The following is a 13,028-nucleotide window of genomic DNA, read 5'->3' as shown; positions in this document are numbered from 1 at the left end:
TACGCTGATCGTCCCGATCGCAATGGAAGAGAAGCTCCGCTTCGCTATCCGTGAAGGTGGCCGCACCGTCGGTGCAGGCATCGTCGCTTCGATCATCGAGTAATTAGATTTGTGCAGGGGCGTCTCCTCGGAGGCGTCCCGCGTAACAAGGAACAGATCAAATGAACGGTCAAAACATCCGCATTCGCCTTAAGGCGTTTGATCATCGGATCCTTGACGCTTCGACGCGGGAAATCGTGTCGACTGCCAAGCGTACCGGTGCCAACGTGCGCGGACCGATCCCACTTCCAACGCGGATCGAAAAGTTCACAGTAAACCGGTCGCCGCACATCGATAAGAAGAGCCGCGAACAGTTCGAGATGCGCACGCACAAGCGTCTTCTCGATATCGTTGACCCAACCCCGCAGACAGTTGATGCGCTGATGAAGCTTGATCTGTCCGCCGGTGTTGATGTCGAGATCAAGCTGTAAGGCTTGAGGACGGAAGGAACGAACCCGATGCGTTCAGGTGTTATTGCACAAAAGCTGGGCATGACCCGCGTCTATAACGACGCCGGTGAGCATGTACCAGTGACAGTTCTCCGCATGGAAGACTGCCACGTGGTAGCTCAGCGTACAGTTGAAAAAAACGGTTATACGGCTGTTCAGCTTGGCGTTGGACTTGCCAAGGTAAAGAACACGACCAAGGCTCTGCGCGGTCACTTCGCGAAGGCTGAAGTCGAGCCTAAGGCGAAAGTTGCGGAATTCCGCGTTTCACCGGATAACCTTCTTGAAGTTGGCTCGGAAATTCTTGCCGAGCATTTCGTCGCCGGCCAGAAGGTCGATGTGACGGGCACTTCGATCGGTAAAGGTTTTGCCGGTGTTATGAAGCGTCATAACTTTGCTGGTCATCGTGCTTCGCACGGTAACTCAGTTACCCACCGCGCTCACGGCTCGACCGGTCAGCGTCAGGATCCGGGTAAGGTGTTCAAGGGCAAGAAGATGGCTGGTCACATGGGTCAGACCCGCGTGACAACGCAGAACATCGAAGTTGTCTCTACAGATAGCGATCGTGGCCTTATTCTGGTTCGCGGCGCGGTTCCTGGCTCCAAGGGTGCCTGGATCCTCGTTCGTGACGCAGTCAAGGTATCGCTGCCTGAGAATGCACCTAAGCCGGCTGCCCTGCGTTCAAGCGCAAACAATGCAGCTGCGGATGCAGTCGCGACTGAGGGAGCCGAATAATGGATCTCACGATTACAACTCTTGAAGGCAAGGATGCCGGCAAGGTCAAGCTGAACGAAGATATCTTCGGCCTCGACCCACGCGACGACATTCTTCAGCGCGTCGTGCGCTGGCAGCTGGCTCGCCGCCAGCAGGGCTCTCATGATGCCAAGGGCCGCAGCGACATCAGCCGCACCGGTTCGAAGATGTACAAGCAGAAGGGTACGGGCCGCGCTCGTCACCATTCGGCTCGTGCACCACAGTTCCGCGGCGGTGGTCAGGCTCACGGACCAGTTGTCCGTACGCACGATCATGATCTGCCGAAGAAGGTTCGCGCTCTCGGCCTGCGTCATGCTCTGTCGGCTAAGGCAAAGGCATCTGACCTGATCATCATCGATGATCTGGCTGCCTCCGAAGCCAAGACAAAGCAGCTTGTTTCGCAGTTCGCAAAGCTCGGTCTCGAAAATGCACTCCTCATTGGCGGTGCAGAGCTCGACGTGAACTTCCAGCGCGCTGCTTCGAACATCCCGAACATCGATGTTCTGCCAGTACAGGGCATCAATGTTTACGACATCCTGCGTCGTGGCAAGCTCGTGCTTTCCAAGGCAGCTGTCGAAGCACTCGAGGAGCGTTTTAAATGACCGATCTTCGCCACTACGACGTGATCGTCAGCCCAGTCATTACCGAGAAGTCGACCCTTGTTTCCGAACATAACCAGGTTGTCTTCAACGTAGCTCGCAAGGCGACGAAGCCGGAAATCAAGGCTGCAATCGAGGCGCTCTTCGGCGTCAAGGTAAAGGCCGTTAACACCACTGTGCGCAAAGGCAAGGTGAAGCGGTTCCGCGGCATTGTCGGGCGCCAGAGCGATGTCAAGAAAGCGATCGTTACTTTGGCTGAAGGCCAGAGCATCGACGTTTCGACAGGTCTCTGAGAGGCCATGGAGTAAAGACAATGGCACTCAAGCACTTTAATCCGACCACGCCAGGCCAGCGTCAGCTGGTCATCGTGGACCGTTCGGAACTCTACAAGGGCAAGCCGGTCAAGTCATTGACCGAAGGTCTGTCCAAGAAGGGTGGCCGTAACAACACCGGTCGTATCACTGTTCGCTTTCAGGGCGGCGGTCACAAGCGTTCTTACCGTTTCATCGACTTCAAGCGTCGCAAGCATGACGTTGTCGCAACGGTTGAACGTCTGGAATACGATCCAAACCGCACCGCGTTTATCGCGCTGATCCGCTACGAAGACGGCGAGCTGAGCTACATTCTGGCTCCGCAGCGTCTGGCAGCCGGCGACAAGGTCATTTCTGGCCAGTCCGTCGACGTTAAGCCAGGTAATGCAATGCCGCTTTCGTCGATGCCAGTTGGCACCATCATCCACAACGTGGAGATGAAGCCAGGCAAGGGCGGTCAGATTGCTCGTTCGGCTGGCGCATACGCACAGCTCGTTGGTCGTGACCAGGGTATGGCTATCCTGCGTCTGAACTCCGGCGAACAGCGTCTGGTTTCCGGTGCATGCATGGCTACGGTTGGCGCAGTGTCCAACCCAGAGCACAGCAACATCAATGACGGTAAGGCCGGTCGTTCGGTCTGGCGCGGTAAGCGTCCACACGTTCGCGGTGTTGCTATGAACCCAGTTGACCACCCGCATGGTGGTGGTGAAGGCCGCACTTCTGGTGGTCGTCATCCGGTCACGCCTTGGGGCAAGCCTACGAAGGGTAAAAAGACCCGTTCGAACAAGGCGACCGATAAGTTCATCATGCGTTCGCGTCATCAGCGCAAGAAGTAAGAGAGGTAGTCTGAAGTGGCTCGTTCAGTTTGGAAAGGTCCGTTCGTCGATGGCTATCTTCTCAAGAAAGCTGAGAAGGTACGCGAGGGCGGTCGTAGTGAAGTCATCAAGATGTGGAGCCGTCGCTCCACTATCTTGCCGCAGTTCGTTGGCCTGACCTTCGGTGTGTATAACGGCAACAAGCATGTTCCGGTATCGATCTCCGAAGAAATGGTTGGACATAAGTTCGGTGAATTCGCGCCGACACGTACCTATTACGGTCACGGCGCGGACAAGAAGTCAAAGAGGAAGTAACAGATGGGCAAGGCCAAGGCTCCCCGCCAGCTTAAGGATAACGAGGCGAAAGCCGTCGCCCGTACGCTTCGCGTCAGCCCGCAGAAGCTTAATCTTGTCGCGGCACTTATCCGCGGCAAGAAAGTAAATGCGGCACTTGCTGATCTCACTTTCTCGCGCAAGCGGATCGCTGAAACAGTGAAAAAGACGCTCGAATCGGCTATCGCCAACGCAGAGAACAATCATGATCTCGATGTTGACGCGCTGATCGTTGCTGAAGCTTATGTCGGCAAGTCAATTGTCATGAAGCGTTTCCACGTTCGTGGACGTGGTAAGGCAAGCCGCATCGAAAAGCCGTTTTCGCATCTCACCATTGTTGTCCGCGAAGTTGCGGAAAAAGGGGAGGCCGCATAATGGGCCAGAAGATTAATCCGATCGGTTTTCGTCTCGGCATCAACCGCACCTGGGATTCGCGTTGGTACGCGAATACCGGTGAGTATGGCAAACTGCTGCATGAAGACGTCAAGATCCGTGAGTATCTGACGCGTGAACTCAAGCAGGCTGCGATCTCCAAGATCGTAATCGAGCGTCCGCACAAGAAGTGCCGCGTGACGATCCACTCGGCTCGTCCGGGCATCATCATCGGCAAGAAGGGTGCAGACATCGAAAAGCTCCGCAAGAAGCTTTCCGAGATGACGAATTCCGATACGTCCCTCAACATCGTTGAAGTTCGTAAGCCGGAAGTCGATGCTACGCTGATCGCTCAGTCGATCGCTCAGCAGCTCGAACGCCGTGTGGCATTCCGTCGCGCCATGAAGCGTGCCGTTCAGTCGGCAATGCGTCTCGGTGCCGAAGGTATCCGTATCAACTGCTCCGGTCGTCTTGGCGGCGCTGAAATCGCACGTATGGAATGGTATCGCGAAGGTCGCGTTCCGCTTCACACGCTGCGTGCCGATATCGACTACGGTACGGCAGAAGCGCAGACCGCTTACGGCATCTGCGGCGTGAAGGTTTGGGTATTCAAGGGCGAGATCCTTGAACACGACCCAATGGCTTCTGAACGTCGTGCGGTTGAGGGTGACAATCAGGGTTCCCAGCAGAACCGCCGCCGCGAAAACGCTTAAAAAGCGGGCCGCGGGCGAGAAAATTGGAGTAGAGAACAATGATGCAGCCAAAGCGCACCAAGTTCCGTAAGCAGTTCAAGGGCCGTATCCACGGCAACTCGAAGGGCGGTACGGATCTTAATTTCGGTGCATTCGGTTTGAAGGCAGTAGAGCCTGACCGCGTCACAGCACGACAGATCGAAGCGGCTCGCCGCGCGATCACCCGTCACATGAAACGTGCGGGTCGTGTATGGATCCGGATCTTCCCGGATCTGCCAGTAACATCGAAGCCTACCGAAGTCCGTATGGGTAAAGGTAAGGGTTCAGTTGACTACTGGGCATGCCGTGTTGCACCAGGTCGTATAATGTTTGAGCTTGACGGCGTACCCGAAGATGTGGCACGCGAAGCCTTGAGACTCGGCGCTGCAAAGTTGTCGGTCAAGACGCGCTTCATTCAGCGCATCGCAGAGTAAGAGAGGCAGTCATGAAAGCCGCAGACGTTCGGGCGAAAAGCCTCGATCAGATCAACGATGAGTTGGGCGCACTGAAGAAAGAGCAGTTTAACCTGCGCTTCCAGAAGGCAACCGGCCAGCTCGAAAAAACCGCGCGCGTGAAGCAAGTTCGTCGCGACATTGCGCGTATCAAGACCATCGCCCGCCAGAAGGCGGCCGAAAGCAAGGCATAAGGAACAAGTATAATGCCTAAACGCGTTCTGCAGGGCGTTGTCGTCAGCGACAAGAATGATAAGACTGTTGTGGTTAAGGTTGAGCGCCGCTATTCGCATCCGCTCCTCCAGAAGACCATTCGTCAGTCTAAGAAATACAAGGCGCATGACGAAAACAACCAGTTCAAGATTGGTGATCAGGTTTCTATTGAAGAATCCAAGCCAATTTCGAAGGACAAACGCTGGGTCGTTCTTTCGAACGTAACAGCGGGCTAAATTACAAACACGCAGCTTAGGTAGGGCAGGAGCCCTTAACCAGCTGAAGGAAAAGAAGGCGGCCAGTCATGATTCAGATGCAAACAAACCTCGACGTGGCGGATAACTCCGGCGCACGTCGTGTCATGTGCATCAAGGTGCTGGGCGGTTCCAAGCGGCGTTACGCTTCCGTGGGCGACATCATTGTGGTGTCGATCAAGGAAGCTATTCCGCGCGGCCGCGTCAAAAAAGGTGACGTGATGAAGGCGGTAGTCGTACGGACTGCCAAGGACATCCGTCGCGCAGACGGCAGCGTTATTCGTTTTGATAACAACGCAGCTGTTCTCATCGATAACAAGAAAGAGCCTATCGGCACGCGTATCTTCGGACCGGTTCCGCGCGAACTCCGCGCTAAGAGCCACATGAAGATCATCTCGCTGGCTCCGGAAGTTCTGTAAGGAAGCAAGACGATGCAAAAGATTCGCAAAGGCGACAGCGTTGTCGTGCTGTCCGGTAAGGACAAGGGCCGTAAGGGCGAAGTTCTTCAGGTTATGCCAAAGGACGACAAAGCAGTTGTTCGTGGCATTAATGTTGTAAAGCGTCACCAGCGCCAGACACAGACTCAGGAAGCCGGCATCATCTCGAAAGAGGCGCCGATCCATTTGTCTAACCTGGCAGTTGCTGATCCTAAGGATGGCAAGCCAACTCGCGTTGGTTTCCGCATTGAGGACGGCAAGAAGGTTCGCGTTGCAAAGCGTTCGGGAGCGGTGATCTGATGTCTGAAGCTAAGGCACTTCCACGCTTCAAGAAGATTTATCAGGACACAATCCGTAAAGCCCTTCTTGAAGAATTCAAATACGACAACGAGATGCAGATTCCACGCATCACCAAAGTTGTCCTGAATATGGGTGTAGGCGAAGCAACTGGCGATTCTAAGAAGCCAACAGTTGCTGCAGCAGATCTGGCCTTGATTGCCGGTCAGAAGCCTGTCATTACTCGCGCCCGTAATTCGATCGCAACTTTCAAGTTGCGTGAAGACATGCCAATCGGTACGAAGGTCACCCTTCGTTCGGATCGCATGTACGAATTTCTTGATCGTCTGGTCACGATCGCGCTTCCGCGCGTTCGAGATTTCCGCGGTCTGAATCCGAAGAGCTTTGACGGTCGTGGCAACTTTGCCATGGGTGTTAAGGAACACATCGTGTTTCCAGAAATCAACTACGATAAAGTTGATCAGATCTGGGGCATGGACATCATCGTTTGCACGACCGCTAAGACGGATGATGAAGCACGCGCTCTTCTGCGCGCCTTCAACTTCCCATTCCGGCAGTAACGGCAAGCGTAGCGAGGTATATTAATATGGCCAAGACTAGCGCAGTCGAAAACAATAAGCGCCGCGAAAAGTTGGTTAAGCGTCATGCTGAAAAGCGTGCACGTCTGAAGGCGATCGTAATGGATCAGAGCCTTCCGCTGGATGAGCGTTTCCGCGCTACTATCCAGCTCGCCGAACTGCCGCGCAATTCCGCTAAGGTCCGTATTCGCAATCGTTGCGAAGTTTCGGGTCGCCCGCGTGGTTATTACCGTAAACTGAAGATGTCGCGTATTGCGCTTCGCCAGTTGGGTTCGCTTGGACAGATTCCAGGCATAGTTAAGTCGAGCTGGTAAGGAGTAGCATATGTCTGTGTCAGATCCTATCGGCGATATGCTGACCCGTATTCGCAACGCAGTAGGCCGCAAGAAGACCAAGGTTTCGACCCCGGCTTCAAAGCTCCGCGCTCGCGTTCTGGATGTTCTTCAGTCTGAAGGTTACATTCGCGGATACACGCAGAGTGAATTCGTGAACGGCAAAGCCGAGATCGAAATCGAACTGAAGTATTATGAAGGCGTTCCAGTCATTCGTGAACTGACCCGCGTTTCGAAGCCTGGCCGTCGCGTTTACGTGTCGGTCAAGTCGATCCCGCAGGTTGCGAATGGTCTTGGCATCTCGATCCTGTCCACCCCTAAGGGGGTGATGGCTGATCATGAAGCTCGTGAACAAAACGTTGGTGGTGAGCTGCTCTGCCGCATCTTCTGATGCGGCTGACAGTGAACAGATAGAAGACAGGTATAAAAATGTCTCGTATCGGTAAAAAACCCGTGCCGGTCCCGGCAGGCGTGACCGCCAGTGTTGATGGGCAGATCGTCAAGGCCAAGGGCGCGAAGGGCGAATTGTCTTTCGTCGTGCACGATGAAGTACTGGTTAAGCTCGAAGGCGGCGCTGTAAGCGTCGATCCTCGTGACCAGTCCAAGGAAGCTCGCTCCAAGTGGGGCATGTCGCGTTCGATGATCGTTAACATCTTCGAAGGCGTCGAAAAGGGCTTTGAAAAGAAGCTTGAGATTAGCGGCGTTGGTTATCGTGCTGCTATGCAGGGCAAGAATGTCCAGCTTTCGCTCGGCTTCAGTCACGAAGTAATCTATGACGTGCCTGCTGGCATCACTGTTGCTGTTCCAAAGCCGACGGAAATCGTTGTCTCTGGTATCGACAAGCAGCAGGTCGGTCAGGTCGCGGCTGAGATTCGTGAATATCGCGGCCCCGAGCCTTACAAGGGCAAGGGCGTCAAGTATGCTGGCGAGAAGATCGTCCGCAAAGAAGGCAAGAAGAAGTAAGGGAAGCGCGTCATGGCATCGCCAAAAGAAACTTTGCAGCGTCGCGCTGCTCGTGTACGCCGTCAGGTCAAGGCTGTCGCAAACGGCCGTCCACGTCTCAGCGTGCACCGCTCTTCCAAGAACATCTACGTTCAGGTTATCGACGACGTTCGCGGTGTTACCATCGCAGCAGCGTCGACCCTCGATGGCGATCTGAAGGGTAAGCTCAAGACCGGTGCGGACCAGGCAGCTGCGGCTGCTGTTGGTAAGCTGGTTGCAGAGCGTGCTAAAAAAGCAGGCGTCAACGAAGTAGTGTTCGATCGTGGTGCATTTATTTACCACGGCCGTGTGAAGGCTCTCGCCGAAGCTGCCCGCGAAGGCGGACTGAGCTTCTAATAGCATTTTGTGCTTCCGGAAAAAAATAAAGGAATAGGATATGGCACAGAGAGAACGTAACCGCGAGGATCGCGGTCGTGAGGAGCGCGACAGCGAATTCGTTGACAAGCTCGTTCACATCAACCGCGTTGCCAAGGTCGTTAAAGGTGGCCGTCGCTTCGGTTTCGCCGCGCTCGTCGTGGTTGGAGACCAGAAGGGCCGCGTAGGCTTCGGTCATGGCAAGGCACGTGAAGTGCCTGAAGCTATCCGTAAGGCTACAGAAGCTGCCAAGCGCGATATGATTTTCGTACCACTGCGTTCGGGTCGTACACTGCATCACGATGTGCAGGGTCGTCACGGCGCTGGCAAGGTTCTGCTTCGTGCGGCTCCTGCTGGTAAGGGTATCATTGCTGGTGGTCCTATGCGTGCGGTGTTCGAAACGCTTGGCGTTCAGGACGTTGTTGCTAAGTCGCTCGGCTCGTCGAACCCTTACAACATGGTTCGTGCAACCTTTGACGCTCTGAAGCATCAGATGCATCCAAAGGATATCGCTGCACAGCGCGGCATCAAGTACTCGACCCTTCAGGCTCGTCGCCATGATGTGGTTGGTTCGGAAGAATAGCCGATAGTTTGTGCCAGTCCGGTGCGCGAGCACCGGATACGCCATAGACAAGGGATTTGAGTGATGGCTGAGAAGAAGGGTAAGACGGTTACGGTCGAACAGATCGGAAGCCCTATCCGTCGTCCAGCCGAGCAGCGCGCAACGCTGATCGGTCTCGGACTTAACAAAATGCACCGCCGCCGCACGCTGGAGGATACTCCTTCAGTTCGTGGCATGATCGCCAAGGTTCAGCATCTCGTCCGCGTTGTGGACGAGGCTTGATAACGCAGGGGATAGAGACATGAAACTCAATGATCTGCGTGATAAGCCAGGTTCAGTAAAGGCGCGTAAGCGCGTCGGCCGTGGTATCGGCTCCGGCACCGGCAAGACCGCTGGCCGCGGCGTCAAGGGACAGAAGTCCCGTTCTGGCGTAGCGATCAACGGCTTTGAAGGCGGCCAGATGCCAATCTACCGCCGTCTTCCGAAGCGCGGCTTCACCAACATCTTTGCAAAGAGCTTCAACGTTGTATCGCTCGGCCGTGTTCAGGCTGCGATCGATGCAGGCAAGCTGGATGCAAAGGCAGTGGTGAACCTCGAGTCGCTGAAGGCTGCAGGCGTGATTCGTCGCGCTCTGGACGGCGTTCGTATCCTTTCGGATGGCGAACTGAAGGCTAAGGTAGCGTTCGACGTTGCTGGAGCTTCCAAGGCTGCGATCGAAAAGATCGAAAAGGCCGGTGGTAGCGTCAAGCTTCCCGAAGCAGCTGCTGAATAAGACTTCGATATACAAAATAAAAAGCGGCGGCCCTAGTGCCGCCGCTTGCACCTTTATGCCAATGCGCATATCTGGGTAGGGTCTTCTTTGTCTGAGGGTGCGGGTCTCAGAGATTCGTATCGGCAGAGGGGGAGGGCCGGAGACTTTTCACCGGAGAAATTTAATGGCATCGGCTGCTGAACAGCTAGTTTCCAATCTCAATTTTTCGGCTTTCTCGAAAGCGGAAGAACTTAAGAAGCGTATCTGGTTCACATTGGGCGCTCTGCTCGTGTACCGGTTTGGAACGTATATTCCGCTTCCCGGGATCAATCCTGAAGCGCTTGCGCAGGCATTCCAGCAGCATAGCCAGGGTGTTCTTGGGCTTTTCAACATGTTTGCCGGTGGTGCTGTTGGTCGTATGGCCATTTTCGCACTTGGCATCATGCCCTACATTTCCGCTTCCATCATCGTGCAGCTCATGACGTCGGTTGTTCCGTCTCTTGAAGCGCTGAAGAAGGAAGGCGAATCGGGCCGCAAGATCATCAATCAGTACACGCGCTACGGTACAGTGCTTCTCGCACTCGTGCAGGCTTACGCGATTTCTGTTGGTCTTCAGTCGGGTAACGGCATTGTTACAAATCCCGGACCAATGTTCCTGGTTTCATCGGTCATCACGCTCGTTGGCGGTACGATGTTCCTAATGTGGCTCGGTGAGCAGATCACTGCGCGCGGTATCGGTAACGGTATTTCGCTCATTATCTTCGCCGGTATTGTCGCAAACCTTCCACATGCTATTTCCGGTACACTGGAACTGGGCCGCACGGGCGCTCTGTCCACCGGTCTTATTCTTGGCGTTATCGTTTTGGCTGTCGCGCTTATTGCGATCATCGTTTTTGTCGAACGTGCACAGCGTCGCCTTCTGATTCAGTATCCGAAGCGCCAGGTTGGCAATCGCATGTTCCAGGGCGATACATCGCATCTGCCGCTCAAGCTGAATACTGCTGGTGTTATCCCGCCGATCTTCGCTTCGTCACTCCTGCTTTTGCCGGCGACCGTTGCAGGCTTCGCAAATACGGCTGAAATGCCAGCCTGGGGTACGACCATTCTCAATGCTCTCGGCCATGGTCAGCCGCTTTACATGCTGTTCTATGCTGCGTTGATGGCATTCTTCTGCTTCTTCTATACGGCTATCGTGTTTAATCCCAAGGATACGGCAGACCAGCTCAAGAAGCATTCTGGCTTCATTCCGGGCATCCGCCCAGGTGAACGTACAGCAGAGTATATAGACTATGTGTTGACGCGCATTACGGTTGTCGGCGCCATCTATATTGTGCTTGTCTGTCTTCTGCCGGAATTCCTGATTTCTGCGACCGGTGTACCATTCTATCTTGGTGGTACTTCGCTGCTGATCGTGGTCAGTGTAACACTTGACACGGTTGCGCAAATTCAGGGACATCTTGTTGCCCATCAGTATGAGGGGTTGATCAAGAAGTCCAAACTCAGAGGTGGGAAACGTAGTAAATGAGACTGATACTTCTTGGGCCGCCCGGAGCAGGTAAGGGGACGCAGGCTGGACTTCTTACCAAGAAGCATGGAATACCTCAGCTTTCGACGGGCGACATGCTGCGTGCAGCAGTCGCTCAACAAAGCGAAATCGGGAAGCGCGCCAAGGCCGTCATGGATGCAGGTCAGCTGGTTTCCGACGAAATCGTAAACCAGATTGTATCCGAGCGCATCGATGCGCCAGATTGTGCAGCTGGTTTCATTCTCGACGGCTATCCGCGTACTGTTCCACAGGCACAGGCTCTTGGCGAAATGCTTGTCGGAAAAGGCCTTAAGCTTGATGCTGTCATTGAGTTGAAAGTCGATGAGAATGCATTGGTCAACCGGATGGAGAGCCGTGTTGCCGAGACGATTGCCAAGGGTGGTCAGGTTCGTTCGGACGACAACCCGGAAGCCTTCCGCAAGCGTCTTGTAGAATATCGCGAGAAGACAGCACCGCTTTCGGCTTATTATGCCGGTACGGGTGAGTTGCGTGTTCTCAACGGTATGGCGCCGGTTGAGGAAGTTACTGCAGAGATCGAAAGAATTCTCGTTCCTGCATGACGTGGGCCCTCAAGGCTCATTGGATTGAATAAGAATTACGGACAGAGGAACATTTAGTGTTTTTCTGTCCGTTTATTGCTTCTGAAAGTTGCTTTTAATGTCTGCAAAGTCGCTATGGTGACTTTACGGACAGTTAGGAGTTGACTTTTTCGGGCGATTCCGTCAAAGACTGCGCCACTTCAATTGGTTTTGAATGGTCGGTTCTGGCGGAAATAGTAAGAGGCCGGGACCGGTCAAACAATGCTGTCTGGTTGATCGCATCTGCCAGATGGATTTTTATGTAACTCAAGGAGAACAGACGTGGCACGTATCGCTGGCGTCAACATCCCGACGAACAAGCGCGTAATCATTGCGCTTCAGTACATTCACGGGATTGGACCAAAATTTGCTCGTCAGATCGTAACGAAGGTCGGCATTGCTGACGATCGTCGCGTGAACCAGCTTTCGGATGCTGAAGTCCTTCAGATCCGTGAAGCAATCGATGCTGACTACCGGGTCGAAGGCGACCTGCGTCGTGAAGTTTCGATGAACATCAAGCGCCTGATGGACCTTGGCTGCTATCGCGGTCTGCGTCATCGTCGTTCGCTGCCGGTTCGCGGTCAGCGTACGCATACCAATGCACGCACCCGTAAGGGTCCTGCAAAGGCTATCGCAGGTAAGAAGAAGTAATTTTCGGCAGAACCAATCGTTCTGCCGGGCTTGCCCGATAAACGGGTGGGTTCGGTGCTGGTCCTTATCAAAGGGCCGGTGGAGCCGCTGGAACTACGGCGGTGTCGAGATCGAGTTTTGAGAGGACTATCATGGCTAAGGAAGCCCAGCGTATTCGCCGTCGCGAGCGCAAAAACATCTCGTCGGGCGTTGCCCACGTAAATTCGACGTTCAACAACACCATGATCACCATCACGGATGCACAGGGCAATGCGATTGCCTGGTCGTCTGCAGGTGCTCAGGGTTTCAAGGGTTCGCGTAAGTCGACCCCGTTTGCCGCACAGATCGCTGCTGAAGATTGCGCCAAGAAGGCTCAGGAACATGGCATGCGCTCCCTCGAAGTCGAGGTTTGCGGACCGGGCTCTGGCCGTGAATCTGCGCTGCGCGCCCTTCAGGCTGCCGGCTTTGTGATTACGTCGATCCGCGATGTTACGCCGATCCCGCACAACGGCTGCCGTCCGCGCAAGAAGCGCCGGGTCTGATTTTCACTTATATGCCGCATGAGCCCCGGATTCAGGTCCGGGGCTCCTCTGCGGTTCTTCACAAGATCGCTACGATAGGATGGTAGCGACAGTTGATAGAG

26 protein-coding genes are annotated in these 13,028 nt (G+C 54.6%); all 26 read left to right on the top strand.

The features are described 5' to 3' along the window. Positions 1 to 103: EF-Tu C-terminal domain-related protein (locus tag CEV33_RS07080; protein ID WP_094539759.1), on the top strand; the 103-nt coding region annotated here is incomplete at its 5' end. Positions 104 to 161: 58 nt separating this feature from the next. After that, positions 162 to 470, top strand: coding sequence for a 30S ribosomal protein S10 (rpsJ, locus tag CEV33_RS07075; RefSeq protein ID WP_002964363.1), 309 nt, complete (start codon positions 162 to 164; stop codon positions 468 to 470). 27 nt (positions 471 to 497) lie between these two features. Beyond that, positions 498 to 1,220, top strand: a complete 723-nt coding sequence (gene rplC, locus CEV33_RS07070) for a 50S ribosomal protein L3 (protein ID WP_007875345.1) — start codon at positions 498 to 500, stop codon at positions 1,218 to 1,220. Further along, positions 1,220 to 1,840, top strand: a complete 621-nt coding sequence (gene rplD, locus CEV33_RS07065) for a 50S ribosomal protein L4 (RefSeq protein WP_024897011.1) — start codon at positions 1,220 to 1,222, stop codon at positions 1,838 to 1,840. Before rplC ends, rplD begins: the two co-directional genes overlap by 1 nt. Next, the gene (locus tag CEV33_RS07060) at positions 1,837 to 2,130 is read left to right on the top strand and encodes a 50S ribosomal protein L23 (protein WP_007875343.1); all 294 of its coding nucleotides are present in this window, start codon (positions 1,837 to 1,839) and stop codon (positions 2,128 to 2,130) included. Before rplD ends, CEV33_RS07060 begins: the two co-directional genes overlap by 4 nt. A gap of 20 nt (positions 2,131 to 2,150) precedes the next feature. Further along, positions 2,151 to 2,984, top strand: coding sequence for a 50S ribosomal protein L2 (rplB, locus tag CEV33_RS07055; protein ID WP_024897012.1), 834 nt, complete (start codon positions 2,151 to 2,153; stop codon positions 2,982 to 2,984). Positions 2,985 to 2,999: 15 nt separating this feature from the next. Then, on the top strand, positions 3,000 to 3,278 hold the full coding sequence (rpsS, locus tag CEV33_RS07050) for a 30S ribosomal protein S19 (RefSeq protein ID WP_024897013.1): 279 nt from the start codon (positions 3,000 to 3,002) through the stop codon (positions 3,276 to 3,278). 3 nt (positions 3,279 to 3,281) lie between these two features. Then, positions 3,282 to 3,671 (top strand): 50S ribosomal protein L22, encoded by a 390-nt coding sequence (gene rplV / locus CEV33_RS07045; RefSeq protein WP_007875336.1) that lies wholly within the window; start codon positions 3,282 to 3,284, stop codon positions 3,669 to 3,671. Next, the gene (rpsC, locus tag CEV33_RS07040; protein WP_094539758.1) at positions 3,671 to 4,381 is read left to right on the top strand and encodes a 30S ribosomal protein S3; all 711 of its coding nucleotides are present in this window, start codon (positions 3,671 to 3,673) and stop codon (positions 4,379 to 4,381) included. The genes rplV and rpsC overlap by 1 nt, the downstream gene beginning before the upstream one ends. Positions 4,382 to 4,419: 38 nt before the next feature. Continuing rightward, positions 4,420 to 4,833 (top strand): 50S ribosomal protein L16, encoded by a 414-nt coding sequence (gene rplP, locus CEV33_RS07035; RefSeq protein WP_007875332.1) that lies wholly within the window; start codon positions 4,420 to 4,422, stop codon positions 4,831 to 4,833. Positions 4,834 to 4,844: 11 nt separating this feature from the next. Further along, positions 4,845 to 5,045, top strand: a complete 201-nt coding sequence (gene rpmC, locus CEV33_RS07030) for a 50S ribosomal protein L29 (protein ID WP_024897016.1) — start codon at positions 4,845 to 4,847, stop codon at positions 5,043 to 5,045. A 12-nt stretch (positions 5,046 to 5,057) separates the two neighbouring features. Continuing rightward, positions 5,058 to 5,300: a 30S ribosomal protein S17 gene (gene rpsQ / locus CEV33_RS07025; RefSeq protein WP_024897017.1), complete on the top strand. Its 243-nt coding sequence runs from the start codon at positions 5,058 to 5,060 to the stop codon at positions 5,298 to 5,300. 68 nt (positions 5,301 to 5,368) lie between these two features. Then, a complete protein-coding gene (gene rplN / locus CEV33_RS07020) occupies positions 5,369 to 5,737 on the top strand; it encodes a 50S ribosomal protein L14 (protein ID WP_007875329.1) in 369 nt (122 codons plus the stop codon). Between the two features lie 12 nt (positions 5,738 to 5,749). Then, a complete protein-coding gene (gene rplX, locus CEV33_RS07015) occupies positions 5,750 to 6,055 on the top strand; it encodes a 50S ribosomal protein L24 (protein WP_094539757.1) in 306 nt (101 codons plus the stop codon). Then, a complete protein-coding gene (rplE, locus tag CEV33_RS07010; RefSeq protein ID WP_094539756.1) occupies positions 6,055 to 6,612 on the top strand; it encodes a 50S ribosomal protein L5 in 558 nt (185 codons plus the stop codon). Before rplX ends, rplE begins: the two co-directional genes overlap by 1 nt. 26 nt (positions 6,613 to 6,638) lie before the next feature. Then, the gene (gene rpsN / locus CEV33_RS07005; protein WP_007875326.1) at positions 6,639 to 6,944 is read left to right on the top strand and encodes a 30S ribosomal protein S14; all 306 of its coding nucleotides are present in this window, start codon (positions 6,639 to 6,641) and stop codon (positions 6,942 to 6,944) included. Between the two features lie 10 nt (positions 6,945 to 6,954). Further along, positions 6,955 to 7,353: a 30S ribosomal protein S8 gene (gene rpsH, locus CEV33_RS07000; protein ID WP_007875325.1), complete on the top strand. Its 399-nt coding sequence runs from the start codon at positions 6,955 to 6,957 to the stop codon at positions 7,351 to 7,353. A 38-nt stretch (positions 7,354 to 7,391) separates the two neighbouring features. After that, positions 7,392 to 7,925 carry a 50S ribosomal protein L6 gene (gene rplF, locus CEV33_RS06995; RefSeq protein ID WP_094539755.1) on the top strand — a complete coding sequence of 178 codons (534 nt, stop codon included), beginning with the start codon at positions 7,392 to 7,394 and terminating at the stop codon, positions 7,923 to 7,925. Between the two features lie 12 nt (positions 7,926 to 7,937). Then, a complete protein-coding gene (rplR, locus tag CEV33_RS06990; RefSeq protein ID WP_094539754.1) occupies positions 7,938 to 8,300 on the top strand; it encodes a 50S ribosomal protein L18 in 363 nt (120 codons plus the stop codon). A 40-nt stretch (positions 8,301 to 8,340) separates the two neighbouring features. Continuing rightward, the gene (rpsE, locus tag CEV33_RS06985; RefSeq protein ID WP_024897023.1) at positions 8,341 to 8,901 is read left to right on the top strand and encodes a 30S ribosomal protein S5; all 561 of its coding nucleotides are present in this window, start codon (positions 8,341 to 8,343) and stop codon (positions 8,899 to 8,901) included. A 63-nt stretch (positions 8,902 to 8,964) separates the two neighbouring features. Beyond that, on the top strand, positions 8,965 to 9,162 hold the full coding sequence (gene rpmD, locus CEV33_RS06980; RefSeq protein WP_007875314.1) for a 50S ribosomal protein L30: 198 nt from the start codon (positions 8,965 to 8,967) through the stop codon (positions 9,160 to 9,162). Positions 9,163 to 9,181: 19 nt separating this feature from the next. Continuing rightward, a complete protein-coding gene (gene rplO, locus CEV33_RS06975; protein ID WP_024897024.1) occupies positions 9,182 to 9,652 on the top strand; it encodes a 50S ribosomal protein L15 in 471 nt (156 codons plus the stop codon). 163 nt (positions 9,653 to 9,815) lie between these two features. After that, the gene (gene secY, locus CEV33_RS06970) at positions 9,816 to 11,156 is read left to right on the top strand and encodes a preprotein translocase subunit SecY (RefSeq protein WP_024897025.1); all 1,341 of its coding nucleotides are present in this window, start codon (positions 9,816 to 9,818) and stop codon (positions 11,154 to 11,156) included. Next, positions 11,153 to 11,737 (top strand): adenylate kinase, encoded by a 585-nt coding sequence (locus CEV33_RS06965; RefSeq protein WP_094539753.1) that lies wholly within the window; start codon positions 11,153 to 11,155, stop codon positions 11,735 to 11,737. The genes secY and CEV33_RS06965 overlap by 4 nt, the downstream gene beginning before the upstream one ends. 300 nt (positions 11,738 to 12,037) lie before the next feature. Next, positions 12,038 to 12,406, top strand: a complete 369-nt coding sequence (gene rpsM / locus CEV33_RS06960; protein WP_024897027.1) for a 30S ribosomal protein S13 — start codon at positions 12,038 to 12,040, stop codon at positions 12,404 to 12,406. A gap of 131 nt (positions 12,407 to 12,537) precedes the next feature. Next, entirely contained in the window at positions 12,538 to 12,927 is a 390-nt protein-coding gene (gene rpsK, locus CEV33_RS06955; RefSeq protein ID WP_024897028.1) for a 30S ribosomal protein S11, read from the top strand. The last annotated feature ends 101 nt before the right edge of the window (positions 12,928 to 13,028 follow it).

The organism is Brucella grignonensis, assembly GCF_002252505.1.
Taxonomy (GTDB): domain Bacteria; phylum Pseudomonadota; class Alphaproteobacteria; order Rhizobiales; family Rhizobiaceae; genus Brucella; species Brucella grignonensis.
This window is presented reverse-complemented; position numbering and strand designations above follow the sequence as displayed.

What these genes read in the sequence shown, in the direction of transcription:
- rplR (WP_094539754.1), top strand. Translation starts at nt 7,938, where the DNA reads ATGGCATCGCCAAAAGAAACTTTGCAGCGTCGCGCTGCTCGTGTACGC.
- rpsJ (WP_002964363.1), top strand. Translation starts at nt 162, where the DNA reads ATGAACGGTCAAAACATCCGCATTCGCCTTAAGGCGTTTGATCATCGG.
- rpmD (WP_007875314.1), top strand. Translation starts at nt 8,965, where the DNA reads ATGGCTGAGAAGAAGGGTAAGACGGTTACGGTCGAACAGATCGGAAGC.
- rpsE (WP_024897023.1), top strand. Translation starts at nt 8,341, where the DNA reads ATGGCACAGAGAGAACGTAACCGCGAGGATCGCGGTCGTGAGGAGCGC.
- rplN (WP_007875329.1), top strand. Translation starts at nt 5,369, where the DNA reads ATGATTCAGATGCAAACAAACCTCGACGTGGCGGATAACTCCGGCGCA.
- rpsK (WP_024897028.1), top strand. Translation starts at nt 12,538, where the DNA reads ATGGCTAAGGAAGCCCAGCGTATTCGCCGTCGCGAGCGCAAAAACATC.
- rplD (WP_024897011.1), top strand. Translation starts at nt 1,220, where the DNA reads ATGGATCTCACGATTACAACTCTTGAAGGCAAGGATGCCGGCAAGGTC.
- rpsH (WP_007875325.1), top strand. Translation starts at nt 6,955, where the DNA reads ATGTCTGTGTCAGATCCTATCGGCGATATGCTGACCCGTATTCGCAAC.
- secY (WP_024897025.1), top strand. Translation starts at nt 9,816, where the DNA reads ATGGCATCGGCTGCTGAACAGCTAGTTTCCAATCTCAATTTTTCGGCT.
- rplF (WP_094539755.1), top strand. Translation starts at nt 7,392, where the DNA reads ATGTCTCGTATCGGTAAAAAACCCGTGCCGGTCCCGGCAGGCGTGACC.
- rpmC (WP_024897016.1), top strand. Translation starts at nt 4,845, where the DNA reads ATGAAAGCCGCAGACGTTCGGGCGAAAAGCCTCGATCAGATCAACGAT.
- rpsC (WP_094539758.1), top strand. Translation starts at nt 3,671, where the DNA reads ATGGGCCAGAAGATTAATCCGATCGGTTTTCGTCTCGGCATCAACCGC.
- CEV33_RS06965 (WP_094539753.1), top strand. Translation starts at nt 11,153, where the DNA reads ATGAGACTGATACTTCTTGGGCCGCCCGGAGCAGGTAAGGGGACGCAG.
- CEV33_RS07060 (WP_007875343.1), top strand. Translation starts at nt 1,837, where the DNA reads ATGACCGATCTTCGCCACTACGACGTGATCGTCAGCCCAGTCATTACC.
- rplB (WP_024897012.1), top strand. Translation starts at nt 2,151, where the DNA reads ATGGCACTCAAGCACTTTAATCCGACCACGCCAGGCCAGCGTCAGCTG.
- rpsN (WP_007875326.1), top strand. Translation starts at nt 6,639, where the DNA reads ATGGCCAAGACTAGCGCAGTCGAAAACAATAAGCGCCGCGAAAAGTTG.
- rplV (WP_007875336.1), top strand. Translation starts at nt 3,282, where the DNA reads ATGGGCAAGGCCAAGGCTCCCCGCCAGCTTAAGGATAACGAGGCGAAA.
- rplP (WP_007875332.1), top strand. Translation starts at nt 4,420, where the DNA reads ATGATGCAGCCAAAGCGCACCAAGTTCCGTAAGCAGTTCAAGGGCCGT.
- rplC (WP_007875345.1), top strand. Translation starts at nt 498, where the DNA reads ATGCGTTCAGGTGTTATTGCACAAAAGCTGGGCATGACCCGCGTCTAT.
- rplX (WP_094539757.1), top strand. Translation starts at nt 5,750, where the DNA reads ATGCAAAAGATTCGCAAAGGCGACAGCGTTGTCGTGCTGTCCGGTAAG.
- rplO (WP_024897024.1), top strand. Translation starts at nt 9,182, where the DNA reads ATGAAACTCAATGATCTGCGTGATAAGCCAGGTTCAGTAAAGGCGCGT.
- rpsQ (WP_024897017.1), top strand. Translation starts at nt 5,058, where the DNA reads ATGCCTAAACGCGTTCTGCAGGGCGTTGTCGTCAGCGACAAGAATGAT.
- rplE (WP_094539756.1), top strand. Translation starts at nt 6,055, where the DNA reads ATGTCTGAAGCTAAGGCACTTCCACGCTTCAAGAAGATTTATCAGGAC.